The 24445-nt window shown below is 67.0% G+C and carries 26 protein-coding genes; 14 read left to right on the forward strand and 12 right to left on the reverse strand.

Annotated elements, in window-relative coordinates; translation table 11 throughout:
* Window positions 1-45 precede the first annotated feature (45 nt).
* Genes C4B30_RS11465 through C4B30_RS11480 form a run of 4 tightly spaced genes read right to left on the reverse strand, consistent with a single transcriptional unit; the run spans window position 46 to window position 4282 of the window.
* Entirely contained in the window at window positions 46-1470 is a 1425-nt protein-coding gene (locus tag C4B30_RS11465; protein WP_027784734.1) for an ABC transporter substrate-binding protein, read from the reverse strand.
* Between the two features lie 48 nt (window positions 1471-1518).
* Complete coding sequence (locus tag C4B30_RS11470; RefSeq protein ID WP_027784733.1) at window positions 1519-1764, reverse strand: 4Fe-4S dicluster domain-containing protein; 246 nt, start codon at window positions 1762-1764, stop codon at window positions 1519-1521.
* An 11-nt stretch (window positions 1765-1775) separates the two neighbouring features.
* The gene (locus C4B30_RS11475) at window positions 1776-3515 is read right to left on the reverse strand and encodes a fumarate reductase/succinate dehydrogenase flavoprotein subunit (RefSeq protein WP_027784732.1); all 1740 of its coding nucleotides are present in this window, start codon (window positions 3513-3515) and stop codon (window positions 1776-1778) included.
* Window positions 3512-4282, reverse strand: coding sequence for a GntR family transcriptional regulator (locus tag C4B30_RS11480; RefSeq protein WP_027784731.1), 771 nt, complete (start codon window positions 4280-4282; stop codon window positions 3512-3514). The genes C4B30_RS11475 and C4B30_RS11480 overlap by 4 nt, the downstream gene beginning before the upstream one ends.
* 303 nt (window positions 4283-4585) lie before the next feature.
* Here C4B30_RS11480 and C4B30_RS11485 point away from each other — a divergent pair, with 303 nt between their 5' ends.
* The 11 genes from C4B30_RS11485 (at window position 4586) to C4B30_RS11535 (ending at window position 14800) form a co-directional block, all read left to right on the forward strand.
* The gene (locus C4B30_RS11485) at window positions 4586-5821 is read left to right on the forward strand and encodes an MFS transporter (protein ID WP_152777301.1); all 1236 of its coding nucleotides are present in this window, start codon (window positions 4586-4588) and stop codon (window positions 5819-5821) included.
* Between the two features lie 280 nt (window positions 5822-6101).
* Window positions 6102-6503 (forward strand): DnaJ family domain-containing protein, encoded by a 402-nt coding sequence (locus tag C4B30_RS11490; RefSeq protein WP_027784729.1) that lies wholly within the window; start codon window positions 6102-6104, stop codon window positions 6501-6503.
* Window positions 6500-7096: a tRNA adenosine(34) deaminase TadA gene (tadA, locus tag C4B30_RS11495; RefSeq protein WP_027784728.1), complete on the forward strand. Its 597-nt coding sequence runs from the start codon at window positions 6500-6502 to the stop codon at window positions 7094-7096. The genes C4B30_RS11490 and tadA overlap by 4 nt, the downstream gene beginning before the upstream one ends.
* Window positions 7097-7196: 100 nt before the next feature.
* Window positions 7197-8135 (forward strand): muramoyltetrapeptide carboxypeptidase, encoded by a 939-nt coding sequence (gene ldcA / locus C4B30_RS11500; RefSeq protein ID WP_027784727.1) that lies wholly within the window; start codon window positions 7197-7199, stop codon window positions 8133-8135.
* A gap of 320 nt (window positions 8136-8455) precedes the next feature.
* A complete protein-coding gene (locus C4B30_RS11505; RefSeq protein WP_027784726.1) occupies window positions 8456-9160 on the forward strand; it encodes a GntR family transcriptional regulator in 705 nt (234 codons plus the stop codon).
* A 149-nt stretch (window positions 9161-9309) separates the two neighbouring features.
* The gene (locus C4B30_RS11510; protein WP_027784725.1) at window positions 9310-10794 is read left to right on the forward strand and encodes an NCS1 family nucleobase:cation symporter-1; all 1485 of its coding nucleotides are present in this window, start codon (window positions 9310-9312) and stop codon (window positions 10792-10794) included.
* Between the two features lie 10 nt (window positions 10795-10804).
* Complete coding sequence (locus C4B30_RS11515) at window positions 10805-11596, forward strand: aspartate/glutamate racemase family protein (protein ID WP_027784724.1); 792 nt, start codon at window positions 10805-10807, stop codon at window positions 11594-11596.
* Window positions 11597-11743: 147 nt separating this feature from the next.
* The gene (gene puuE, locus C4B30_RS11520; RefSeq protein ID WP_027784723.1) at window positions 11744-12697 is read left to right on the forward strand and encodes an allantoinase PuuE; all 954 of its coding nucleotides are present in this window, start codon (window positions 11744-11746) and stop codon (window positions 12695-12697) included.
* Entirely contained in the window at window positions 12694-13215 is a 522-nt protein-coding gene (uraD, locus tag C4B30_RS11525) for a 2-oxo-4-hydroxy-4-carboxy-5-ureidoimidazoline decarboxylase (RefSeq protein ID WP_027784722.1), read from the forward strand. Before puuE ends, uraD begins: the two co-directional genes overlap by 4 nt.
* Window positions 13216-13277: 62 nt before the next feature.
* Window positions 13278-14291, forward strand: coding sequence for an allantoicase (alc, locus tag C4B30_RS11530; RefSeq protein WP_027784721.1), 1014 nt, complete (start codon window positions 13278-13280; stop codon window positions 14289-14291).
* The gene (locus C4B30_RS11535) at window positions 14288-14800 is read left to right on the forward strand and encodes an ureidoglycolate lyase (RefSeq protein ID WP_027784720.1); all 513 of its coding nucleotides are present in this window, start codon (window positions 14288-14290) and stop codon (window positions 14798-14800) included. Before alc ends, C4B30_RS11535 begins: the two co-directional genes overlap by 4 nt.
* A gap of 76 nt (window positions 14801-14876) precedes the next feature.
* Here C4B30_RS11535 and C4B30_RS11540 read toward each other — a convergent pair whose 3' ends face one another.
* Window positions 14877-15041 carry a hypothetical protein gene (locus tag C4B30_RS11540; protein ID WP_227789485.1) on the reverse strand — a complete coding sequence of 55 codons (165 nt, stop codon included), beginning with the start codon at window positions 15039-15041 and terminating at the stop codon, window positions 14877-14879.
* A gap of 177 nt (window positions 15042-15218) precedes the next feature.
* Here C4B30_RS11540 and C4B30_RS11545 point away from each other — a divergent pair, with 177 nt between their 5' ends.
* Window positions 15219-15629 (forward strand): ACT domain-containing protein, encoded by a 411-nt coding sequence (locus tag C4B30_RS11545; RefSeq protein WP_027784718.1) that lies wholly within the window; start codon window positions 15219-15221, stop codon window positions 15627-15629.
* A gap of 99 nt (window positions 15630-15728) precedes the next feature.
* Here the strand turns inward: C4B30_RS11545 and C4B30_RS11550 are convergent, their stop codons facing one another.
* Window positions 15729-16922 carry a urate hydroxylase PuuD gene (locus C4B30_RS11550; RefSeq protein ID WP_027784717.1) on the reverse strand — a complete coding sequence of 398 codons (1194 nt, stop codon included), beginning with the start codon at window positions 16920-16922 and terminating at the stop codon, window positions 15729-15731.
* 53 nt (window positions 16923-16975) lie between these two features.
* Window positions 16976-17329, reverse strand: a complete 354-nt coding sequence (gene uraH / locus C4B30_RS11555) for a hydroxyisourate hydrolase (RefSeq protein ID WP_027784716.1) — start codon at window positions 17327-17329, stop codon at window positions 16976-16978.
* 508 nt (window positions 17330-17837) lie between these two features.
* Between uraH and C4B30_RS11565 the strand changes: the two genes are divergently transcribed.
* Window positions 17838-19250 (forward strand): 8-oxoguanine deaminase, encoded by a 1413-nt coding sequence (locus C4B30_RS11565; protein ID WP_027784715.1) that lies wholly within the window; start codon window positions 17838-17840, stop codon window positions 19248-19250.
* A gap of 91 nt (window positions 19251-19341) precedes the next feature.
* Here the strand turns inward: C4B30_RS11565 and C4B30_RS11570 are convergent, their stop codons facing one another.
* Window positions 19342-20271: a LysR substrate-binding domain-containing protein gene (locus tag C4B30_RS11570; protein WP_006478550.1), complete on the reverse strand. Its 930-nt coding sequence runs from the start codon at window positions 20269-20271 to the stop codon at window positions 19342-19344.
* Between the two features lie 217 nt (window positions 20272-20488).
* A complete protein-coding gene (locus tag C4B30_RS11575) occupies window positions 20489-20698 on the reverse strand; it encodes a dodecin (protein ID WP_006493215.1) in 210 nt (69 codons plus the stop codon).
* A gap of 146 nt (window positions 20699-20844) precedes the next feature.
* On the opposite strand from C4B30_RS11575, the gene C4B30_RS11580 reads away from it, so the two are divergent.
* The gene (locus C4B30_RS11580; protein WP_027784714.1) at window positions 20845-21738 is read left to right on the forward strand and encodes an NAD(P)-dependent oxidoreductase; all 894 of its coding nucleotides are present in this window, start codon (window positions 20845-20847) and stop codon (window positions 21736-21738) included.
* Between the two features lie 66 nt (window positions 21739-21804).
* On the opposite strand, the gene C4B30_RS11585 is transcribed toward C4B30_RS11580, so the two are convergent.
* The 3 genes from C4B30_RS11585 to C4B30_RS11595 all read right to left on the reverse strand — a co-directional run bounded on the left by C4B30_RS11585 (window position 21805) and on the right by C4B30_RS11595 (window position 24443).
* Complete coding sequence (locus C4B30_RS11585) at window positions 21805-22251, reverse strand: hypothetical protein (RefSeq protein WP_027784713.1); 447 nt, start codon at window positions 22249-22251, stop codon at window positions 21805-21807.
* A 331-nt stretch (window positions 22252-22582) separates the two neighbouring features.
* A complete protein-coding gene (mscL, locus tag C4B30_RS11590) occupies window positions 22583-23014 on the reverse strand; it encodes a large conductance mechanosensitive channel protein MscL (RefSeq protein ID WP_027784712.1) in 432 nt (143 codons plus the stop codon).
* Window positions 23015-23252: 238 nt separating this feature from the next.
* A complete protein-coding gene (locus tag C4B30_RS11595; protein WP_027784711.1) occupies window positions 23253-24443 on the reverse strand; it encodes a tetratricopeptide repeat protein in 1191 nt (396 codons plus the stop codon).
* Window positions 24444-24445: the final 2 nt, after the last annotated feature.

The following is a 24445-nucleotide window of genomic DNA, read 5'->3' on the forward strand; positions in this document are numbered from 1 at the left end:
GCGGAAGTCCGGTGTCGACGAAGGGAAAGAGGGGGCGTGCGACGCTCAGCGCGCGGCGAGCGCCTGCGCGGTGACGGTCTTCGCGGCCGCATAGTCGACCACCGCGCCCGATACCTGCTGCGCGTACGCGTCGGCGCCCGACTTCAGCAGGAACGCGGTGAGCACGCCGTGCGCGTCCTTCACGTACCACGCCTGGTCGGCGAACAGCTTCAGGCCGCTTCCGTGGTCATGCACGAACACGGCGCGCACCTTCGCGGACGGGCCGAGCTTGCCGAGCGCCGCAAACGCGGCGGCGGGGCTGGCATAGTGGCGCACGGCGTCGTCGCCGGCGAGCCAGACCTGTGCGACATCGTTGAAGTCGTGGATCGGCTTGCCGGTCGACGCGTCGTTCGCGACGAGCGGCTGCTTGCCGGAGTGCTTGAGCGCCGCGTCGTAGTCGAGCCCGGACGCCTTGAATGCCGCACGGATATAGCGATCGTCGACGAACGTCGCGGGGTCGGGCGCGGTGTCGGTCTTCTTCAGCAGCTTCAGCGTGTCGATGGCCGTCGCGACCGCTTGCCGGTATTCGGGCTTCCACGTCAGGTCGCGGGTCTGGATGCCGAGCGGCCCGTGATACAGGTAGTCGACTGGCGCCTCGATGCCGGTGACCTTCTCGATCAGCAGGCTGTACTTTTCCGGGTTCTGCGCGAGCAAGCGGTTCGCTTCGATCGCGGCGCGCAGATAGGCCACCACGATTTCCGGATAGCGCCGCGCGTAATCCGCGTCGACGAGCGCGCCGTGGAAGGTCGGCGCGTGGGTCTGCGCGCCGTCGTAGATCTTGCGCGCGATGCCGCGGTACGGGAACAGATCGGCGAACGGCACGAAGTCCGCATGTGCGTCAATCTTGTTCGCCTTCAGCGCGCTGCCGGCCACTTCGGGCGCCTGCGTGACGATGTTCACGTCGGTATCGGGGTTCCAGCCCTGGGCCTTGATCGCGCGCAGCAGCATGCCGTGCGCGGTCGATGCGAACGGCACCGAGATCGTCTTGCCCTTCAGGTCGGCCAGCCCGCGCACCGTCGAATTCGACGGCACGACGATCCCGTTGCCGCTGCCGTCGATGCTGCCGTCGAGCACGGTGATGAACACGCTGCGGCGGCCGGCCTTGCGGAACGCCGCGCCGTTCAGCGCGCCGGGGAAATCGGCCATCGCGCCGAAGTCGAGCTTGCCGGCGACCATCTCGTTGGTCAGCGGCGCGCCGGACGTGAAATCCTTCCACTGCACGTCGTACTTCACGTCCTGGTACTTGCCGGTGCGCGGCAGGTACTTGTCGAGCAGATGCAGTTCGCGGATCAGCAGGCCGCCGGTCGCGCAATTGATCGTCGTGTCCTGCGTGCCGATCGCGATGCGGATCGTCTCCGCATGCGCGAAACCGGTGGCCGCGACCGCGATCGACGCGGCGAGCAGGCGGAACATCCGTAGCGTTCTCTTCATGTGTCGTGAGTCCGGTAGTGGGGGGCAGTGCGCGGGTGGCGCGCCGTGTCAGCGCAGCAGGTAAGGGATGTCGACCTTGACCGCGCCGGTCGGGCAGTCGCGTTCGCACGGCATGCAGTACCAGCATTCGTCGAACTGCATGTACGCCTTGCCCTTGGTGACGTCGATCGCGAGCAGGTCGAGCGGGCACACGTCGACGCAGACGGTGCAGCCCTTGTCGGCGATGCACAGCGCCTCGTCGATCGTCACGGGCGCGCTGCCGCGCTGGAAGATGTCGTGCGGGGTATGGGGCATGGCAAGGTTCCTCAAAGGGCGGCCGCGAGCGCGGCCGGTTCGCGGATGCGCAACTGCGCATAGGCGCCGCGTTCGTCGTCGGCAAGCGGCACGACGTACGGTTCGACCGGCCGCTTCTCGCTGCGCATCGCGCCCGCGGCATCCTTGCGCAGCCACGTGTGGCAGAACCATTCGGCGTCGTTGCGGTGCGGAAAATCGACGCGATGGTGGTACAGCCCCCAGCGGCTCTCGGTGCGGAACAGCGACGCGCGTGCGGCCATTTCCGCGCAATCGCGGATCGCGCGTACTTCGGCCGCACGCATCAGTTCATGTGGATTGTCCGCCTTGATTTCTTCGATATCCTCAGTAATTCCGTCAAAACGTTGAAGCCCGATTTCCATCTTGCGCGTCACCTTCGGCGGTTGCAGGTAGTCGTTCACCATGCGGCGCAGCTTGTACTCGACCTGCGCCGGCGCCAGGCCGCGCTCGCGCAGCAACGGCGCGAGCACGCGCGAGCGCTCGGCATCGACCTGCTGATCGTCCACCGGCGCGTGTTCGCGGCCGGCCACGTAGTCGGCCGCGTTTTGCCCGGCGAACCAGCCGTACGTGAAGGCGCCGAGCATGTAGTTGTGCGGAACGGCCGCCATGTCGCCGGCTGCGTACAGCCCCGGCACGGTCGTCTCCGCGCGCGCGTTCACGTACACGCCCGATGCGCTGTGGCCGCTGCAGAAGCCGATCTCCGAGATGTGCATCTCGACCATCTGGCTGCGGTAGTCGGTGCCGCGCCCCGCATGGAAACGGCCGCGGCTCGGCCGTTCGTTCGTATGCAGGATCTGCTCGATGGTCCGGATCGTTTCTTCCGCGAGATGATCGAGCTTCAGGAACACGGGGCCGTTGCCGCTCTGCAGTTCCTGGTAGAACTCCCACATCATCTGGCCGCTCCAGTAGTCGCATTCGATGAAGCGCTCGCCCTTGCCGTTCGCGGTGAAGCCGCCGAGCGGGCCCGTCACGTACGCGCACGCCGGGCCGTTGTAATCCTTGATCAACGGATTGATCTGGAAGCATTCGAGGTTCGCGAGCGCCGCGCCCGCGTGATAGGCCATCGCGTAGCCGTCGCCCGCGTTGGTCGGGTTCTCGTACGTGCCCATCAGGTAGCCCGATGCCGGCAGACCGAGGCGGCCGGCCGCGCCGCAGCAGAGGATCACGGCCTTCGCGCGGATCACGTGGAATTCGGCGGTGCGGCAATCGAAGCCGAGCACGCCGCTCGCGCGGCCCTGCGCATCGGTCAGCACGCGCGTCGCGACGATCCGGTTCGTGATCGCGATGCGTGCGCGCTTGAGTTGCCGGTACAGCACCTTCTTGATGTCGTGGCCCTCCGGCATCGGCAGCACGTACGAGCCCATGTGATGGACTTTCTTCACCGCGTAGTCGCCGGTGCCGTCCTTCTCGAACTTCACGCCCCAGCGGTCGAGCTGCTCGATCGTCGCGAAGCTGTGCGTCGCGTACGTGTACACGGCTTCCTGGTCGACGATCCCGTCGTTGGCGATCGTGATCTCGCGCGTGTACTGCTCGGGCGTCGCATGACCGGGAATCACCGCGTTGTTCAGGCCGTCCATCCCCATCGAGATCGCGCCGCTGCGTTTCACGTTGGCCTTCTCGAGCAGCAGCACGCGCAGGGACGGATCGCGCTCCTTCGCCTTGATGGCCGCCATCGGGCCGGCCGTGCCGCCGCCGACCACGACGACGTCGTATTCGTGCACATGGGTATTCATCGCGGGTTCCTTGCAGGTTTGCGCGCCTTCTGCCGATCGACGCGCAGCCGGTACTGGAAGGCGTCGCCGCGGAAGTAGAGGTATTCGTAGTCGATCGGCGCACCCGATGCGTCGTGCGTGAGACGCTCGATACGCAGGACGGGGCTGCTTTCCTCGACGTGCAACGCGTCGACGATTTCGTCGTCGGCGAGGATCGCGTCGATCGACACGTCGGCATGGCCGAGCGGAATGCCGCAGTCGTTCTCCAGGATCAGGAAGATGTCGCGGGTCGCGAGATCGGCGCCGGCGAGGCGCTTGCCGAGCGCTTCGGGCACCCAGGTCTGTTCGAGCGACACGGGTTCGCGGTTCAGCAGCCGCACGCGGTGGATCTCGACGAGCGGCGCGCCTTCGGGCACGTTCAGCTTCGTCGCGAGATGGCGATCGGCCTTCACGGTGCGCAGGCTGCGCAACTGGTTGACGATCTCGTAGCCCATCGACGACATCGCCTCGGCGAACCCCTGCAGCGACGTCACGTTCTGGAAGGCCTTCGGCTTCGACACGAACGTGCCCTTGCCGTGCAGCTTGAACAGCAGGCCTTCCTTCTGCAGGTCGCCGAGCGCCTGGCGCACCGTGATGCGGCTGACGTCGAACATCGCGCAGAGTTCGTGCTCGGACGGCATCCGGCTGTGCGGTGCATAGGTGCCGTCGAGAATGCGCGCGCGTAGCGTGTCCTTGATCTGCACGTAGAGCGGGGCCCCGGACAGCGGCACGACGTTGGGTGAAGTCATCGGTCAACTTGTTATGACAAGATGGGGCGAGTGTAGCCAGCGCCAGTGCGTGCCCCAACCAACCATTTCTGCTTTCGAATTTCCCGTTTCGGAAAAGCGGCGCGGCAGCTGGCGGGCGCCCGGATGATTCGACCCTTGCGAGTCGCGCTGAATCGCCGACAATAAAAATTCCACGGCCCATGCGCCGCACATGTCGATTTCCCGCTGCGTCGCCCGTCGTATCGATATCGAGCGGGCAGCACGCCGCGCCATGCGGCTGGCGCCCGATTGCCGCGAATGGCGCAACGAACGAGGAGATGCCACATGACACGCCACATACCGGATTCCCGATACCGCTGGGTGATCGTCGCCGCGGGCGGCCTGATGGGCTGCGTCGCGATCGGCGCGATGTTTTCGTTACCGGTGTTCCTGCGGTCCATCGCGCGCGATACGGGCTGGTCGATGACCGGCATTTCCGGCGCGATGACGCTCGGCTTCATCGCGATGGCGTTTGCGAGCATGGCATGGGGCAGCCTGTCGGACCGCGTCGGCACGCGGCCGGTCGTCATCGCGGGCGCCGTGCTGCTGTCGGCGAGCCTGGCGCTGGCGAGCCGCGCGCCGTCGCTGCTCGTGTTTCAGCTGACCTTCGGCCTGGCCGTGGGCAGCGCGACGGCCGCGATATTCGCGCCGATGATGGCGTGCGTGACCGGCTGGTTCGACACGCACCGCAGCCTCGCGGTATCGCTCGTGTCGGCAGGCATGGGGATGGCGCCGATGACGATGGCGCCGCTGGCCGCATGGCTCGTGTCGGTGCGCGACTGGCGCACGTCGATGCTGCTGATCGCCGCGCTGGCGGCCGTCGTGATGATTCCGGTGTCGCTGCTGGTGCGTCGGGCGCCGGCGCTCGACGCGGCACCCGCGCGCACTGTGCCCACGCCTGCGTCCGCCGGCACGCCCGCCGCGATGTCGGTCGCCGATGCGCTGCGCTCGCCGCAGTTCAGGGTGCTGCTGCTGACCAATTTCTTCTGCTGCGCGACGCATTCGGGCCCGATCTTTCATACGGTCAGCTACGCGGTGACCTGCGGGATTCCGCTGATCGCCGCAGTGTCGATCTACAGCGTCGAAGGGCTCGCGGGCATGGGCGGCCGGATCGCGTTCGGGATCCTCGGCGACCGCCTCGGCGCGAAGCGCATGCTGGTGGCGGGGCTGCTCGCGCAGGCGCTCGGCGCGCTCGGCTATTACTTCGTGCGCACGCTCGACGGCTTCTACGCGGTCGCGACGCTGTTCGGCTTCATCTATGCGGGCGTGATGCCGCTGTATTCGGTGCTCGCGCGCGAGAATTTCCCGCTGCGGATGATGGGCACCGTGATCGGCGGCTGCGCGATGGCCGGCAGCCTCGGGATGGCCACGGGCCCGGTCGCGGGCGGCCTGATCGTCGACACGCTCGGCAGCTACGGCTGGCTGTACCTCGGATCGTTCGCGATCGGGATCGGCGCGTTCCTGATCGCGACGATGTTCCGCCCGTTCGCGAAAGCGCGGCCGGAAACGGCGGCAGCGTAATCGGGCAGCGCAGGCGGGGGCGGCTGGCGTTTTCGTCGAGTCGGCAGCGGCCAGTGGGAACGTCGTGGATAAAAAATGGGTGCGGATATTGCCTCCGTCTGAAAGCGTCCGGACGGCGCTCAGCCTGCTGCGGCGCAGCAGAGCGGCAAGTGGTGGCGATCGGCGCGCATGCGCTGCGATTCGGCCCCTAAAAATGCAATATCGAGCATATATTCGAAGAGCCTGTCATACCGGCGTCACCCTGCTAGAATTCGGCCTGCCGCATTGTTCCCATTGACTGATGAGATTGCTTGACGCCCTGGTCGAACAACGTATTGCCGCCGCCGCCGCGCGGGGCGAGTTCGACGATTTGCCGGGTACCGGCGCGCCGCAGGCGCTGGATGACGACCTGCTCGTGCCCGAGGAGGTGCGGGTGGCCAACCGTATCCTGAAGAACGCGGGCTTCGTGCCGCCGGCCGTCGAGCAACTGCGCGCGCTGCGCAACCTGCACGACGAAGTGCAGGCAGTCAGCGACCGTGCCGCGCGCTGCCGGCTGCAGGCGAAGATCCTCGCGCTCGACATGGCGCTCGAATCGCTGCGCGGCGGCCCGATGGTGATGCCGCGCGACTACTGTCGGCGCATCGCGGAACGCCTGTGCGAGCGCGGGCTCGACGACGCGCCCGCCGAAGCGGGGACGATGTGACGTCGGACGCGCTGCACGACGCAGCCTGCTCGGCAGCCGCCGCGGCCGCTGACCCCGCCGCCGATTCTCCCGTTCACGAAACCGCGCCCGTATCGGCGCGCGACCTGCATTTCATGCGTCTTGCCCAAGCCGCCGCCGAAGAGGCGCGCGCGGCCGGCGAAGTGCCGGTCGGCGCGGTGCTCGTGCGCGGCGACGAAGTGATCGCACGCGGCTTCAACCATCCGATCGGCGGGCACGACCCGTCCGCGCATGCCGAAATGGCCGCGCTGCGCATGGCCGCCCGGCAACTGCAGAATTACCGGATGCCCGGCTGCGAGTTGTACGTGACGCTCGAGCCGTGCCTGATGTGCGCAGGCGCGATCATGCATGCGCGCATTGCGCGGGTCGTCTATGGCGCCGCCGATCCGAAGACGGGCGCGTGCGGCAGCGTGATCGACGCATTCGCGAATCCGCAGCTCAACCACCACACCGAAGTGACCGGCGGCGTGCTCGCCGACGAGTGCGGCGCCGCGCTGAAGTCGTTTTTCGCCGAGCGCCGTCGCGCGCTGCGCGAAGCGCGGCTCGCCCGCGACGCCGAATCCGGCGCGTCATAGGCGTCCGCCGCGCCCGTCATGGCGCGTATGCATGGTTTTTCGTGAACCGGGCACGGTTCGGACCCTCTAAGCAGGTTTGACGACCCCGACACCTTTCGCCATGTCCTTCCAGCCCGCCGCGTCCTACACCATCCGTCTGCTGGCGCCGTCCGGCTATCCGCACGACCCCGAGGCGATCAATCGCGCGCTCGAGCGCCTCAGCACCGCGCAGCAGCGCATCGAGAACATCGAGGCGACGCAGCGGCGCTTCCAGCGTTTCGGCGGCACCGACGGCGAGCGGGCGGGCGATCTGAACCGCCTCGCCGATCCCGAGCGGCCGCTGCCGGACATCGCGCTCGCGGTGCGCGGCGGCTACGGCGCCGCGCGCATCCTGCACGGGCTCGACTATCGCGGGCTCGAACGCCGGTTGCGCGATCAGCCGGTCGCGCTCGTCGGTCACAGCGACTTCACGGCGATCCAGCTGGCGCTGTACGCGAAGGCGCGCATCAAGACGTTCGGCGGCCCGATGCTGTCGGCGGATTTCGGCGCGGAAACGCCGAGCGACTTCACGATGCAACATTTCTGGCAGACGCTGACGCAGCCGAGCACGACGATCGTCGCCGACGCACCGCAGGTGCAGACGGTGAACGTGACGGGCACGCTGTGGGGCGGCAACCTGGCGATCCTCACGTCGCTGATCGGCACGCCGTACATGCCCGACATCGAGGGCGGCATCCTGTTCATCGAAGACGTCAACGAGCAGCCGTTCCGGATCGAACGGATGATCTATCAATTGCATCTGTCGGGGCTGCTCGCACGCCAGCAGGCGCTCGTGCTCGGCCAGTTCACCGGAGCGCGGCCGTTCGAGTACGACAACGGCTACGACATGCAGGCGATGATCGATCAAGTGCGCGCGGTGGTCGGGATTCCGGTCGTCACGGGGCTCCAGTTCGGCCATGTGCCCGACCTGCTGACGCTGCCGTTCGGCGCCCAGGCGCAACTGGTCGCGAATGCGCACGGGTTCCGGCTCACGCTGTCGGACTATCCGCACCTCAGCTGAGGGCGGGACGATCGATCGAAAGGGCGGGGTCGGTTCATCGTTTCCCGCCTTTTTCTTTATGTAAATGCGCAACTAACGGTCCATATTTTTCATCGACGTCTGCCCGATCTTCATCCGGTTGTGCACCATTTTTGTCAACAAAATGACCGGACGGGTATACGACGAGAAGCGCCTCCATATTGCCTGTTCGGCTTGCTGCGCATGAATTCTGTGCGCGGCGCACCGAATGGAGACATGCCGCCGCGCGCCAATTGTGCGAAATCCTGCAAAAGAATTGTTGACAATCTTTATGTCCGTCCTAGGATGAGGATCATCACACGATGCAGATCATGAACGAGCCCGATTCCCATCCGTCCGGTGCAGCCGGTCCCGAAGCGATCGCCGAGCGCATCCGTACCGCGATCCTCGAGCATCGGCTCGCGCCCGGCGCGAAGCTGACGGAGGCGCAGCTCTGCGACGTGTTCGGCGTGAAGCGCGGGACGATCCGCCAGGCGCTCGCGCAGCTCGCGACCGACAAGCTGGTCGACCTCGAGCCGAACCGCGGCGCGTTCGTCGCGAGCCCGACGCTGCAGGACGTGCATGAAGTGTTCGAGATGCGCCGGATCATCGAGCTTGCCGTGGTCGAGCGGCTCGCGACCGGCCCCGGCGCCAGGCGGCTGAAGGGCGTCGCGGCGCTGATCGACAAGGAGCGCAAGGCGTTCGAGCGGCACGATTTCGCGGCGTGGATCCGGCTGTCGGGCGAATTCCATACGGCGCTCGCGACGCTGATGGGCAATGCGACGCTCAGCGAGTGCCTCGAAGGGCTCGTCGCACGTTCGACGCTGATGTCGGCGCTGTACGAATCGCACGGGCGCAGCCCGTGCTCGTGCGACGACCACGACGAGATCCTCGCCGCACTGGAGGCGGGCGATCCGAAGCGGGCGGTGACGCTGATGGCGCGCCACCTGCAGCATGTCGAACTGAAGATGCTGGACCGGCCCGCGCAAGGGCAGGTCGATTTGCGCGAAGTGTTCGGCGGCGCCTGAACGGCGACGCGAACCCGGCCGCGCGCCACACGACGAGAGCAATGCAGGCCTGCGGTGTTTGCCGCGGGCCGCTGGTCCGACTCCGGGCGACGATCCGGAGCGATATCGATGACGGTGGAGCGGCCACCCGGCCGCGTCAAGGAGAAGTCATGGCTCAGTTCAGTGTGGCGCACGACAGCGCCTATCCGGCGGAAGAAGGCGGCGAGGGCGGCGACCCGGCACTGCCGGATGGTTACAGCGAACGTCTGTACAACGAAGATTTGGCACCCCTTAAAAATCAGACATGGGGTGCGTACAACATCTTCGCGTTCTGGATGTCGGACGTGCACAGCGTCGGCGGCTACGTGTTCGCGGGCAGCCTGTTCGCACTCGGGCTGACGAGCTGGCAGGTGCTGATCGCGCTGATCGTCGGCATCGGCCTCGTGAACGGGCTGTGCAACCTGATCGCGCGACCGAGCCAGCAGATCGGCGTGCCGTATCCGGTCGCGTGCCGCGCGACCTTCGGCGTGCTCGGCGCGAACGTGCCGGCCGTGATCCGCGGGCTGATCGCGATCGCCTGGTACGGCATCCAGACTTATCTCGCGTCGAGCGCGCTCGTGATCGTCGTGCTGAAATTCTTCCCGCAATGGCTGCCGTATGCGGACGTCCATCGCTACGGCTTCCTCGGGCTGTCGGCGGTCGGCTGGGCCGGCTTCATGCTGCTGTGGGTGCTCCAGGCGTTCGTGTTCTGGAACGGGATGGAGACGATCAAGAAGTTCATCGACTTCGCGGGCCCGGCCGTCTATGTCGTGATGTTCATCCTGGCGGGCTACATGGTGTGGCGCGCGGGCTGGCGCAACATCGGCATCAACCTCGGCGGCGTCAAGTATCACGGCGCGGAAGTGATCCCTGTGATGATCACCGCCGTGTCGCTCGTCGTGTCGTACTTCTCCGGGCCGATGCTCAACTTCGGCGATTTCTCGCGCTACTGCCGCTCGTTCGGCGAGGTGAAGCGCGGCAATTTCTGGGGGCTGCCCGTCAACTTCCTCGCGTTCTCGCTCGTCACGGTGATTACCACCGCCGCGACGCTGCCGGTGTTCGGCGAACTGATCACCGACCCGGTCGAGACGGTCGGCCGCATCGACCATCCGACCGCGGTGATCCTCGGCGCACTGACGTTCACGATCGCGACGATCGGCATCAACATCGTCGCGAACTTCGTGTCGCCCGCGTTCGATTTCTCGAACGTCGCGCCGCGCCTGATCAGTTGGCGCGCGGGCGGGATGCTCGCGGCCGTCGCGTCGATCTTCATCACGCCGTGGAACCTGTTCAACAATCCGGCCGTGATCCATTACACGCTCGACGTGCTCGGCGCGTTCATCGGTCCGCTGTACGGCGTGCTGATCGCGGACTTCTACCTCGTCAAGCGCGGCCGCCTCGTGCGCGACGACCTGTACACGATGTCGGAAAGCGGCACCTACTGGTACACGGGCGGCGTGAACCGCCGCGCGCTCGCCGCGCTGTTGCCGGCCGCGGTGATCGCGGTCGTCTGCGTGATGGTGCCGGGCTGGCAGGGCGTCGCGAATTTCTCGTGGTTCATCGGCGCGGGGCTCGGCTTCGTGTTCTACCGGCTGCTCGTGAGCGCGAAGGCGTAAGGAGCGTGCAATGAAGATCCGACTGATCAATCCGAATACGACGCAGCGGATGACCGACGCGATGGGCCGGTGCGCGCGCGAGGTCGCGGCGGCCGGCACGGAGATCGTGGCCGTGAGCCCGCCGATGGGGCCGCCGTCGATCGAAGGGTATTACGACGAGGCGCTCGCGACGCCGGGGCTGCTCGCCGAGATCGCACTGGGCGAGCGCGACGGCTGCGACGCGTACGTGATCGCATGTTTCGGCGATCCGGGCCTGTATGCGGCGCGCGAGCTCGCGCGCGGGCCGGTGATCGGCATCGCCGAGGCCGCGATGCATGCGGCGAGCGTGCTCGCGCCGGGCTTCTCGGTCGTCACGACGCTCGCGCGCACTTGCGGGATGGCATGGCACCTCGCGGAGCGGTACGGGATGAAGCGGTTCTGCCGCAACGTGCGTGCGACCGACGTCGCGGTGCTCGAACTCGACCGGCCCGGTTCGGCCGCGCGCCGGATCATCGTCGACGAATGCCGGCGCGCGCTCGACGAGGACGGCGCCGACGCGATCGTGCTCGGCTGCGCGGGGATGGCCGAATTCGCGCACGAGATCGAGCAGCAGATCGGCGCGCCGGTGGTCGAGGGCGTCACGGCGGCCGTCAAGTGGGCCGAGGCGCTCGTCGCGCTGCGCCTCGCGACCGCGAAGCGCGGCGACTACGCGCGGCCGCTGCCGAAGCGCTACGACGGCGCGTTCGCCCGCTTCAGCCCGCCGGACGGGGATGCGGCGGATTCGGCCCCCGATTTGCCGCAACCGCACATACACACCGTCTGACACGCACTATCTGCGCCGCTGTATGGGCGCGTATGAACCTTTTCGCTACACTGGGCCGTCATCGCATCGGCTTGCGCGGCCAGCCTCCGGCACCGCGCGGTCGGTGCGAACCCGTTGTTTCAGCCCGCTTTCGTTGCATTTCGAACCATGTCACTCGATCCCAACTATCCTCGCGACCTGATCGGCTACGGCCGCCATCCCGTTCAGGCGAACTGGCCGGGGCGCGCCCGCGTCGCCGTGCAATTCGTGCTGAATTACGAGGAGGGCGGCGAGAACTGCGTGCTGCACGGCGATCCGGGCTCCGAGCAGTTCCTGTCCGAAATCGTCGGCGCGGCCGCGTATCCGGACCGCCACATGAGCATGGAGTCGATTTACGAATACGGGTCGCGCGCCGGCGTGTGGCGCATCCTGCGCGAATTCGAGAAGCGCGGGATGCCGCTGACGGTATTCGGCGTCGGCATGGCGATCGAGCGCCATCCGGAGCTTGCCCGTGCATTCGTCGAGCTCGGCCACGAAATCGCGTGCCACGGCTGGCGCTGGATTCACTACCAGAGCATGACGCCGGAACTCGAAGCCGAGCACATGCGCCTCGGGATGGAAGCGATCGAGCGCGTGACGGGCGAGCGTCCGCTCGGCTGGTATACCGGCCGCGACAGCCCCAACACGCACCGCCTGGTCGCCGAATACGGCGGCTTCCTGTACGACTCCGACAACTACGGCGACGACCTGCCGTTCTGGATGGACGTGGAGGTGTCGGGCGGCCGCACGTCGCCGCAACTGATCGTGCCGTACACGCTGGACACGAACGACATGCGTTTCGCGACGCCGCAGGGCTTCAACACCGGCGATCACTTCTTCGACTACCTGCGCGACGCATTCGACGTGCTGTACGCGGAGGGCGACGAGGCGCCGAAGATGCTGTCGATCGGCATGCACTGCCGGCTGCTCGGCCGGCCGGGCCGGTTCCGCGGGCTGCAGCGGTTCCTCGATCACATCGAGAAGCACGATCGCGTATGGGTGACGCGCCGTGTCGATATCGCGCGTCACTGGCGTGAACATCATCCGTATCAGCCCAATCATCGAAACGAAGGGAAAGCATGAAGGCGATGCGCTATACGTTGGAACAACTGAACACGATGGCGCCGAGCGCATTTGTCGCGGCGCTGTCGGGGATTTTCGAACATTCGCCGTGGGTGGCCGAAGTCGCCGCGGGCGAGCGGCCGTTCGCGAGCATCGACGCGCTGCACAAGACGATGTCGGATGCGGTGGAAACCGGCGGCGAAGCGCGCCAGCTCGCCCTGATCAACGCCCACCCGGAGCTGGCCGGCAAGGCCGCCGTGCGCGGCGAACTGACGGCCGAGTCGACCCGCGAGCAAAGCGGCGCGGGCCTCGACCAGTGCACGCAGGAAGAATTCGACAAGCTGCTGACGCTGAACCGCACGTATCGCGAGAAGTTCGGCTTCCCGTTCATCCTCGCGGTGCGCGGCTATGACCGCCACGGCATCATCGCGAACTTCGAGTCGCGCGTGAATCATTCGCGCGCCGAGGAGCTGCGCGCGAGCCTCGACCAGATCTACCGGATCGCGCGCTTTCGCCTCGACGACCTGATCGACGCCTGACACCGCAATACGGCCTGCTGCGTCGCAGCGGCCCGATCGCCTCACTGAAACAAGGAAACATCATGGCTGTTCCGCTTCTCGATCCGAACGCACCCGATTTCACGCGGCGCTACGTGAATCTTGCCGACCCGCGTCTCGGTGCGCAGGCGCTCGAGGCCAGCGACGATTTCTTCGCGCCGAAGGACCGGATGCTGAACCCCGAGCCGGCCGTCTTCATCCCCGGCAAGTACGACGACCACGGCAAGTGGATGGACGGCTGGGAGACGCGCCGCAAGCGCACGACCGGCTACGACTGGTGCATCGTCAAGCTCGCGCGCCCCGGCGTGATCAAGGGCTTCGACATCGACACGAGCCACTTCACCGGCAACTTCCCGCCGGCCGCGTCGATCGAGGCCGCGTTCGTGGCCGACGGCGCGCCGACGCAGGCGACCGAGTGGGTCGAGATCGTCGCGTCGACCACGCTGCAAGGCAACAGTCATCACTACGTCGAAGCGAGCGACGCGCGGGCGTTTACGCACCTGCGCGTGAACATCTACCCGGATGGCGGCATCGCGCGCCTGCGCGTGTACGGCCAGCCGCAGCTCGACTGGGCAGGCGCGAGCGCGACCGAGCAGTTCGACCTCGCGGCGATGGAAAACGGCGGTTACGTGGTGGCGGCGAACAACCAGCACTTCGGCGTCGCGTCGAACCTGCTGCTGCCGGGCCGCGGCGTGAACATGGGCGACGGCTGGGAAACCCGCCGCCGCCGCGAGCCGGGCAACGACTGGGCGATCATCGCGCTCGCACAGCCGGGCGTGATCCGCAAGATCGAAGTCGATACCGCGTTCTTCAAGGGCAACTACCCGGATCGCTGCTCGATCCAGGCCGCCTACGTGTCGGGCGGCACCGACAGCTCGTTGATCACGCAGTCGATGTTCTGGCCGGTGCTGCTCGGCGAACAGAAGCTGCAGATGGACAAGCAGCACTACTTCGAACACGACATCGCGTCGCTCGGCCCCGTCACGCACGTGCGACTGAACATCATTCCTGACGGCGGCGTGTCGCGCCTGCGTCTGTGGGGGACGCTCGACAAATGAAGACGCTTGCCATCGAACCGCTGACCAAGGAAGCGTTTGCGCCGTTCGGCGACGTGATCGAAACGGAAGGGGCGAAGCAGATTCCGATCAACCTCGGCACGACGATCCGCTTTCACGATCTCGCGAAAGTCGACGTGACCGATGAAGGCGGTCGCACGCTCGTCAACCTGTTCCGCGGCCAGCCGCGTACGCTGCCGTTCGAGGTGAAGATGCTGGAGCGGCATCCGCTCGGCAGCCAGGCGTTCGTGCCGCTGAACGACCAGCCGTATCTCGTCGTCGTCGCGCCCGCGGGCGATCTCGATCCGGCGAAGATCCGCGCGTTCGTGACGAGCGGCTGGCAGGGCGTCAACTATGCGAAAGGCGTGTGGCATCACCCGCTGATCGCGCTCGGCGGCGTCAGCGACTTCATCGTCGTCGATCGTGGCGGCGACGGGCTGAACCTGAACGAGCAGGATCTGCAGGAATCGCTGTGGCTGACCGACGACGCGCTGCATGCGCTGACGGCCTGAGTCGGGCCGTCCGTCCGTCCGTCGAAACCCGCGCAATCCGCGCGGGTTTTTTTATGTGCGCTGGCCGGCTCGCGAATCAGGTCGACGCGGTCTTGCCGGTATCGCGCGAACCACGGCTGCCGCGCCGCCGGTTCGCGACCGGCGCATGCCGCGCCATCAACTCGGCGACCCAGTCGACGCACACGCGCAGCTTCGCTGCCGTCGGCGTGACCTGGCTGTGCGGCTTCCAGTTCGAGATCAAGGCGATTGCCCGGCTGCCGGCATCCGTCGACGAAGTGAGGTGACCCGAAGCGTACCCGCGTTCCGACGCTGGCTTGCGGACGAAATCGCGGCGGGGCGTGCATGGCGCCGTTCCTCGCGCGTGCTATGGTGCGTGCACCTTCACCGCACGACGTCCGGTTCCGGACGTGTTCCTTCGATGAGCCAACCTGAAAACGACCTCGCGATCCTGCTGCGCACGATGCAACCCGAACTGCATCCGGGTGCGTTCGCGTTCGTGTCACTGCCCAAAGAGGGAGACGTGTCGTTGTCCGACACGATTGCGACCTTCCGCGAAGCGGAAGGGCTGACGGTCGTGGTCGGCGAGGAGACGGCCGTGCGTCGCGGCTGGCCCGTGCTGTTCCGCGCCGCGTGGATCACGCTGACCGTGCATTCCGATCTTGCCGCCGTCGGGCTCACCGCGGCATTCGCGCGAGCGCTCGGCGCGGCCGGCATCAGTTGCAACGTGATGGCCGCCGCGTATCACGATCACATCTTCGTGCCGTTCGACGACGGCCCGCGCGCGCTCGATGCGCTCGTCGCACTACAGCGCGACGCGATGCACGGCTGACGCGAGAAGGGTATTGCGCGCAGGCAAAAAAACGGGCCCGTCACCGGGCCCGCGAACGGAGAGGATGGCGCCGGCGAACGACTTCCGGCGCGCGGCGGCTTACTTGACCGCGCCGCCCTCGAACCAGGCCGCGAGCTTCATCCGCTCGTCGTCGGTCATGTGCGTGACGTTGCCGATCGGCATCGCCTTCAGGCGCACGGCCTGATCGTAGATACGTTGCGCGTTCTTCGACACTTCATCCGGCGTGTCGAACATCACGCCCGCGGGCGCGCTGCCCATCAGCGTCGGCTTGGCCGAGTGGCACTCGACGCAGCGCTGCTGCAGGACCGGCATGATGTCGTTGATCACGATCTTCGGTGCGTTGGCCGCTTGCGCTTCCGGGGCGACCGGCTTGGGCATCGTCCACACCAGCGCGCCCGACAGCAGCGCGACGCCGCCGATCGGCAGATACCACAGCTGCTTGCCGCGGTGACGCATCACGAAGAACTGGCGAATCAGCGCACCGGCCAGCATGATCAGCACGAGCACGACCCAGTTGAACTTGTTCGTGTACGTCATCGCATAGTGGTTCGACAGCATCGCGAACACGACCGGCAGCGTGAAGTACGTGTTGTGCACCGAACGCTGCTTGCCGCGCTTGCCGTAGATCGGGTTCGGTTCCTCGCCCTTGAGCATCTTGTCGACCATCTTGCGCTGGCCGGGGATGATCACGAAGAACACGTTTGCCGACATGATCGTCGCGAGCATCGCGCCGACGATCAGGTAGGCGGCACGGCCCGAGAAGATGTGGCACGCGAGGTATGCCGCGATCACGACGTAGAGGCCCACGCAGATGCCGAGCACGCGATCGTTGGTGCCGAGGATGCGGCACAGCGAGTCGTAGACGATCCAGCCGGCGGCGAGGAAGCCGAGTGCGGAGGCGACGGCGACCACCGGCCCCATGTCGAGCACGTTCTTGTCGATCAGGTACGTGTTCGGTGCGAGCAGGTACAGCACGAAGAACAGCGTGAAGCCCGACAGCCAGGTCGTGTACGACGGCCACTTCGACCAGTGCAGGTCGTCGGGCATTTCCGGCGGGGCGACCGTGTACTTCTGCATGTTGTAGAAACCGCCGCCGTGGACGTGCCACAGCTCGCCGAACACACCGCGCTTGCGCTGGTTCGGGTCGGTCGGCGGTTTCAGGCTGTTGTCGAGCGCGACGAAATAGAACGACTCGCCGATCCACGCAATGGCGACGATGACGTGCAGCCATCGCAGCGCGAGGTTCAGCCAGTCGGTGATGAAGCCTTCCATGAAACTCCTCCAGACTCAGATCGTTTGTCTTGATGCAGGCGCCGATACGTGTGTCAGCTGCCGCGATAGGTGCTGTACGACCACGGCGACACGAGCAGCGGCACGTGGTAGTGCGAGCCGGTGTCGGCGATGCCGAAGCGCAGGACGACGCGGTCGACGAAGCGGGGTTCGGGCACCTTCACGCCGAGCGCCGCGAAGTAGTCGCCGGCATGGAACACGAGTTCGTATTCGCCGGCGGCGAGCGCGGCGCCTTCGAGCAGCGGTTCGTCGCAGCGGCCGTCGCTATTGGTCAGCACGGTCTTGATCGCGCGGCGCGAATCGCCGTCCAGCGCGTAGAGGTCCACCTTGATGGCAGCGCCGGGGCGGCCGTGCGCCGTATCGAGTACGTGGGTAGTGAGCTTTCCCATTCGTTGTTCCCTGTGTGAATGCGAGGTTCGGCGGCGACTCGATCCATTGACTGTGCGGCGGATCGAGGCTCCACGTCACGTGGCTACATACCCGTCGGCGAGATTGAAGCGAGCGCCGTGCAGGCATTGTAAAAAGGTTCCCCACGCAAATACGGGCGCGATATCAAAGATAATGCGCCGCGCATGAGCGGCTGTCGACGGCACGCCGGATACGGCTTCGAGCGAGGGTTCCGGCCGCCCGGCGGGGCGTCGCGCGGCGTACCATATCGAATCCCTGAAGGGCGGTATTCCGGATCGCGCATTGTGCGCGGCGCGCGCTTGGGCGATCCTCCCGCCGTGCGCATCGGCCCGTGGCCGGCGCGTACCCCGAAGACGGCGAGCACGCCGGGTAACCGGGCCAGGGCGTTCGAACGGACGCAGGCACCGGGGCGTGCCGCGATTCAGCGTTCGAACGGCTGTGTGACCGCTTCCAGGACAGCCCCTGGAGGCTGACCGACGCGGAGAACGCATGAATCTCGAGCAGCACGCTGGCGCACGCGCGCCGAACTCCTCTTCATCCCGCCCGACGACCCTGCTGGTCAAGCACGCCGACGTGCTCGTGACCATGGACGACACGCGCCGCGAGCTGCGCGACGCGGGGCTCTACATCGAAGACAACCGGATCGTCGCGGTCGGCCCGAGCGCCGAGCTGCCCGACACGGCCGACGAAGTGCTCGACCTGCGCGGCCACCTCGTGATCCCGGGGCTCGTGAACACGCACCACCACATGTATCAGAGCCTCACGCGCGCGGTGCCGGCCGCGCAGAACGCCGAGCTGTTCGGCTGGCTCACGAACCTGTACCGGATCTGGGCGCATCTCACGCCCGAGATGATCGAGGTGTCGACGCTCACCGCGATGGCCGAGCTGCTGCAGTCGGGCTGCACGACGTCGAGCGACCATCTGTACATCTACCCGAACGGCAGCCGGCTCGACGACAGCATCGGCGCCGCGCAGCGGATCGGCATGCGCTTTCACGCGAGCCGCGGCGCGATGAGTGTCGGCCAGCGCGACGGCGGGCTGCCGCCCGATTCGGTCGTCGAGCGCGAACCCGACATCCTGCGCGACACGCAGCGCCTGATCGAGACCTATCACGACGAAGGCCGCTACGCGATGCTGCGCATGGTGGTCGCGCCGTGCTCGCCGTTCTCGGTGAGCCGCGAGCTGATGCGCGACGCGGCCGTGCTCGCGCGCGAGTACGGCGTGTCGCTGCACACGCACCTTGCGGAGAACGTCAACGATATCGCGTACAGCCGCGAGAAGTTCGGGATGACGCCCGCCGAATACGCGGAAGATCTCGGCTGGGTCGGCCACGACGTGTGGCATGCGCACTGCGTGCAGCTCGACGATGCGGGCATCGGTCTGTTCGCGCGTACCGGCACGGGTGTCGCGCACTGCCCCTGTTCGAACATGCGGTTGGCGTCCGGTATCGCGCCGGTGAAGAAGATGCGGCTCGCGGGCGTGCCGGTTGGCCTCGGCGTCGACGGCTCCGCGTCGAACGACGGCGCGCAGATGGTGGCGGAAGTGCGCCAGGCGCTGCTGCTGCAGCGGGTCGGCTTCGGGCCCGACGCGATGACCGCGCGCGAAGCGCTCGAAATCGCGACGCTCGGCGGCGCGAAGGTGCTGAACCGCGACGACATCGGTGCGCTGAAACCCGGCATGGCCGCGGACTTCGCCGCGTTCGACCTGCGTCAGCCGCTGTTCGCGGGCGCGCTGCACGATCCGGTCGCGGCGCTCGTGTTCTGCGCGCCGTCGCAGACGGCGTACACGGTGGTGAACGGCAAGGTGGTGGTGCGGGAAGGGCGGCTCGCGACGCTCGATCTGCCGCCCGTGATCGAGCGTCACAACGCGCTGGCGCACGCACTCGTCGACGCATCGCGCTGAAGCCATGTTGAAGCCGTGCGGCCGCCGCGTTGGCGGGCGTGCCGCCGGCCATCGCCGCACCGCGCCGTGACGGCGCGGGCGGCGTGAGCCGCTACGCCTCGATCAGCGTGCGGGTGGCTTCGGCGACGAGGCTGCGCAGCCAGCGCACTTCGTCGGAGTAATGGCAGCGCTCGTGCCACAGCTGGTAGTACTGCATCGGCGGGAAGTCGAGCGGTGCGGGCACGACCGACAGCGGCAGGAACTTCGCGTAGTGATCGGCGAACAGCCGCGTGGTCGTGAAGATCAGGTCCGACTTCACGAGCACGTAAGGCGCGAGGTTGAAGTACGGCAGCGTGACGACCACATGACGCTTGAGCCGCTCGCGCGCGAGATGCACGTCGATCGCGCCGCGCTGGCCGACCGAATACGGCGTCGGCGCGAGATGCGGCGCGTTCAGGTACTGGTCGAGCGTGAGCCCGCCGCGCTTCGCGAACGGGTGCGTGTTGCTCATCAGGCAGACGATTTCATCGACGAACAGGTTCGACAGGTGCAGTTGCTCGGGCGGCTCGGGCCAGTTGCCCACGACGATGTCGAGCTTGCCGTCTTCCAGCGCGAGCTCGTAGTCGAACGCGGGGCCGAGCGAGTGGAACTCGAGCGTCGCGTTCGGCGCGGCCAGCCGAAAGCGTTCGACGACGGTCGGCACGAACAGCACGTTCAGGTAGTCGGGGCAGCCGATCCGGTAGCAGCGGATCGACGTGGCCGGGTCGAAATTGTGCTGCTGGAACTTGATGCGCTCGATTTCACGCAGCGCGTTCTGCACAGGCTCGAGCAGGCGCAGCCCGTATTCGGTCGGCACCATGCCGGATTTGCCGCGCACCAGCAGCGGATCGCCGGTGATGTCGCGCAGGCGCCGCAGCGCGGCGCTGATCGCCGGTTGCGACTGGTTCAGTTTGACGGCCGCGCGCGTGACGCTGCGCTCCATCAACAAGGTGTGCAAGACGCGCAAGAGGTACGTGTCGATCGCCTCGCGTTGCTGACTCATGTTATCTCCGGTTTATATGGCTGGGCTGATCGAGGGGTCGGTGGGGTATATCGTTTTTAATATGAACGAAAATCAGCGTCAAGGGATGGATACCCGCAGGCATCCGCCGGCCGGGCCGCGACAGGGGGCCTGAACGGGGAAAGACGGGGGCGTGGCGCCGCGCGGATCCGAATCGCGCGGACCGGATCGCGGCGCGGCGGGCGAGGCGGCGGGTGCGTCAGTCGTCGATGCGCATGCCGACCTTCAGCGTGACTTGCCAGTGCACGACCTGATCGCCTTCGATGTGGCCGCGCGTTTCGGTCACCTGGAACCAGTGCAGGTTGTGCAACGTCTTGCCGGCTTTCGAGATCGCGTTGCGGATCGCGTCGTCGCTCGATTGCCGCGACGAACCGGTCAGCTCGATCATCTTGTACACGTGGTCGCTCATGATGCGCTCCCTGGGACGTTCGTATGGTGGGCCGGTGCAAGGCGCGGTCCCGCAACGGTCCCGCAACGGTGCCGTGCATGCCCGGCTTCTTGAGTGATAGGTATGATGGGCGGCAAGTGCAACCCATATCGGAGACGAGGAACATCGTGGAAGTCGGATTTTGCGGACCGGGATTGATGGGCGCGCCGATGATTCGGCATCTGCTGGCGGCCGGGCATCGCGTCAGCGTGTGGAATCGCTCGCGCGACAAGGCCGACGCGCTGGTGAAGGACGGCGCGCAGGTGGTCGGCACGCCGCGCGAGCTGGCCGAGCGCGTCGATACGGTATTCGTGTGCGTGCTCGACGGCCGTGCGGTCGGCGACGTCGTGTTCGGCGAGCACGGGCTGCTTTCCGGTGACGCGGGCGCGCGCCGCCTGCTGCGCATCGTCGATCATTCGAGCATTCCGCCGGCCGCCACGCGCGACTACGCGACGCGCGCGGCCGCACTGGGAGTCGGCTGGGTCGATGCGCCGGTGTCCGGCGGCGTGCCGGGCGCGCAGGCCGGCACGCTCGCGGTGATGGCGGGCGGCCGCGCGGCGGATCTCGACGCGGTGCGCCCGCTGATCGATACGTATGCGTCGCGCATCACCCACATGGGCGACGCAGGCGCGGGCCAGACGGCGAAGCTGTGCAACCAGGCGATCGTCACCGCGACGGTCACCGCGATCGCCGAGGCGGTCGGCCTGGCGCAGGCGAGCGGCATCGACGCCGCGCGCCTGGCCGAGGCGCTGGCCGGCGGCTGGGCCGATTCGGTGCTGCTGCAGACGTTCGTGCCGCGCATGACGTCGGGCGGTCATCCACCGATCGGCGCGCTCGGTACGTTCCAGAAGGATGTCGATGCAATCGCGGACGCCGCGCGCGATACGGGCGCGGTGATGCCCGTGTCGGCCACCGTGCAGCAGGTGCTGAGGCTCGGCGCCGCGCAGGGGCTCGCCGGCGCCGATTTCGCCGCGTTCGTCGACATCGTGCGGCCGAACAACGGCCGTCGGCAGGCGTCGTGACGGGCAAGCGGGGCGCGTGAATGACAAATGGGCCGCCCGGAGGCGGCCCATCGAAGGGCTGGCGGATCAGCCGAGCGAGCGGGGTGTCGTGTCGCCGGCGTTCTGGCGGCCGAGGCCGCCGCGCAGGCTCGCTTTCGTGCCTGCACCAAACTCGGGCAGGATGCGCGCCCGCGCACGGCTCGCGAAGACGAGGAAGCCGAAGCCGTTCGCTTCGTACCAGTATCCGCCGTTTTCGAGGCCGTCGAGCGGCTGCTCGAGTGCGTTGGCGATCGATTCGATGCAGCGCTTGCGCAGCTCGGCGATGGCCGGATAGGGCGGCTGCGCGCCGCGGACGCTGCACAGGAGCACGTCGAGGCCGGGCAGCACGTGCGCATAGAGGACGGGTTCGTCCTGCGCGCGGGCGCGGGCAATCTTGGTGTCGAGTTGGGCAAACGGTTTCGAGTGGCGCAAGACCGCGAGGAATGACTCCTGGCCGTCCTGCTGCGCACGCCGACGTTTTTTCGGGAAGGACATAAACACTCGCCTCAAAAACAATTGCAAGAAATGCGGCACTTTCATGCGACCCACTCCCGGCTATGTACGCCGCATGTCGATCCTTTATAGCACACGAAAATGCTGCATTCGTGCAGTACGACGATCAATGTCTCCCGTCGACCTGCTCGCCATGATCGACACAGCCAGCGTCTTGGCGCCCGTACTGTCGTTTAGTCTCCATCATAGACCTGCTTTTCCCGCGCGTGCATTCGCTCGTCACAAAAAAATGAGATGGGCCGCATGCGGCGGTGCATCGCGTGCGCAATAAAAAGGCCCGCTCGAGGCGGGCCTGGCTGGCGCGACGCGGCGATCAGCGCTGCTTGAGCGAATCGCGGATCTCGCGCAGCAGCACGATGTCTTCCGGCGTCGCGGCCGGCGCGGCTTCGTCCGGCTTGCGCAGCTTGTTGATGAATTTCACCATCAGGAAAATGATGAACGCGAGGATCACGAAATTGATCGCCACGGTAATGAACGAGCCATAGCCGAATGCGGCGACGCCCGCGGCCTGCAGGTCCTTGAACGAATCGGGATTACCCTTGAACGACGGGGGGATGGTGCCGAGCAGAACGAACTTGTTCGAGAAATCCAGACCGCCGGTCGCCACGCCGATGACCGGCATGATGAGGTCTTTCACGACCGAGTCGACGATCTTCGAGAACGCGCCGCCGATGATCACGCCGACGGCGAGATCCATCACGTTGCCCTTGACGGCGAACTCCTTGAATTCCTTGATGATGCTCATGAGCGGCTTTCTCCTGGTTGGGGGCGAGGGAGGCGTGCCGCGACGCGCAGGATTGCTTTGCGTCGAATGAAGGTCGGAGGCACGCCGATGGCCGCATGATAGCGAACGCACCCCATTGCCGGTAGTCCATCTTGAAATGATTGACAAATCCGCGCGTCGGCGCGACCGGCCATGCAGCAGGGCCTGGCGTGCGCGCACCGGGTGTCGACACGCACGTCGACGCCCGGTGCGCGGGTGTTCAGGTGTTGTCGTCGGTCCAGCCGTCGTCGTTGCTGCCGAGGTCCATCCCGCCGCCGCCGCCGCCGCCGCTGCTACCGTCGCTCCAGTTCGAATCGTCGCCGCGGCCGAGATCGAAGCCCGGGTCGGCTTCCTGCCGGCGGCGCTCGCCGTCGACGATCACGTCGCGTTCGACCACGCGTTCGCGGCCGCCGGACATCGCTTCGCCGAGCAGCACGCCGGTCAGCAGGCCGCCCATCCCGCCGCCGAAACCGCCGCCTTGCTGGATCACGACGGGCGGCTGCTGTTGCGGATAGGGTTGTTGCGGCGGGTAGGGCTGTTGCTGATACGGCTGGCCCTGGGCGCCCGTCATGCGGTCGGCTTCCTGCGCGTACACGGAGCCGCTGCCGTTCGCCGGCGCCGCGGGCTGCGCGGCCGGGTCGGGGCGGCCTTCGACGCGTGCCTTCACGCTGGCGTGACGCTGTTCGAGTTCGTCGACGCGATACGGCGGCACCGGATTCTTGCCGTTCGACAGCGTCTCGACGAGCGTGCGCGCGTCGTTCTCGATCGCTTCGAGTTCGCCGGTCAGCGCCGCGGCGCCGGGCGCCGTCGACAGTTTCGCATCGAGCTTCAGCGGCCGGATGTCGTTCAGCACGTCGGTCGCGCGCTTGAGCTGCGTGCGGCGTTCGTCGTCGGCGCGGCCGTTGTCGGCCGTGCGCGCGCGCCGGAGCGTCCAGCGCAGCACCAGCGCGATCACGGCGACGATCAGCCCGAGGCCGATCCACATGCCGGTCGACGGGCCGTGCTTTTCCGCCGGCGCGACGGCGGGGGCGAGCCCCGGCTGCAGCGTGCCGGCCTGCGTGGCCGACGGCGTGTTGCCGCTCACGCGCGCGGCGTCGGCGCGAATGCGCGACTCCGTCTGCGCGAAATGCGACGCGTCGGTGAAGCGCAGCTGCGGATCGAGCGATTTCGCGCGCTGCAGTTGCGCGAGCGCGTCGGACGCGCGGCCTTCGCGGTCCAGCACCTGCGCATACAGGTAGCGCGCGTGCGCGTTGTTCGGATGGGCGTCGATGACTTGCGACAGCTGCGTGTCGGCGCGTTGCCAGTCGCGCTGCGCGATCGATTGCTCGACCTGCTGCAGCGACGGGACCGCAAACGCGGCGGACGACAGCAACATCAGCGAGAGGCCGAGTGCGGCGAGGGATTTCTTCATGG

The organism is Burkholderia sp. BE12, from assembly GCF_002959955.1.
GTDB lineage: Bacteria > Pseudomonadota > Gammaproteobacteria > Burkholderiales > Burkholderiaceae > Burkholderia.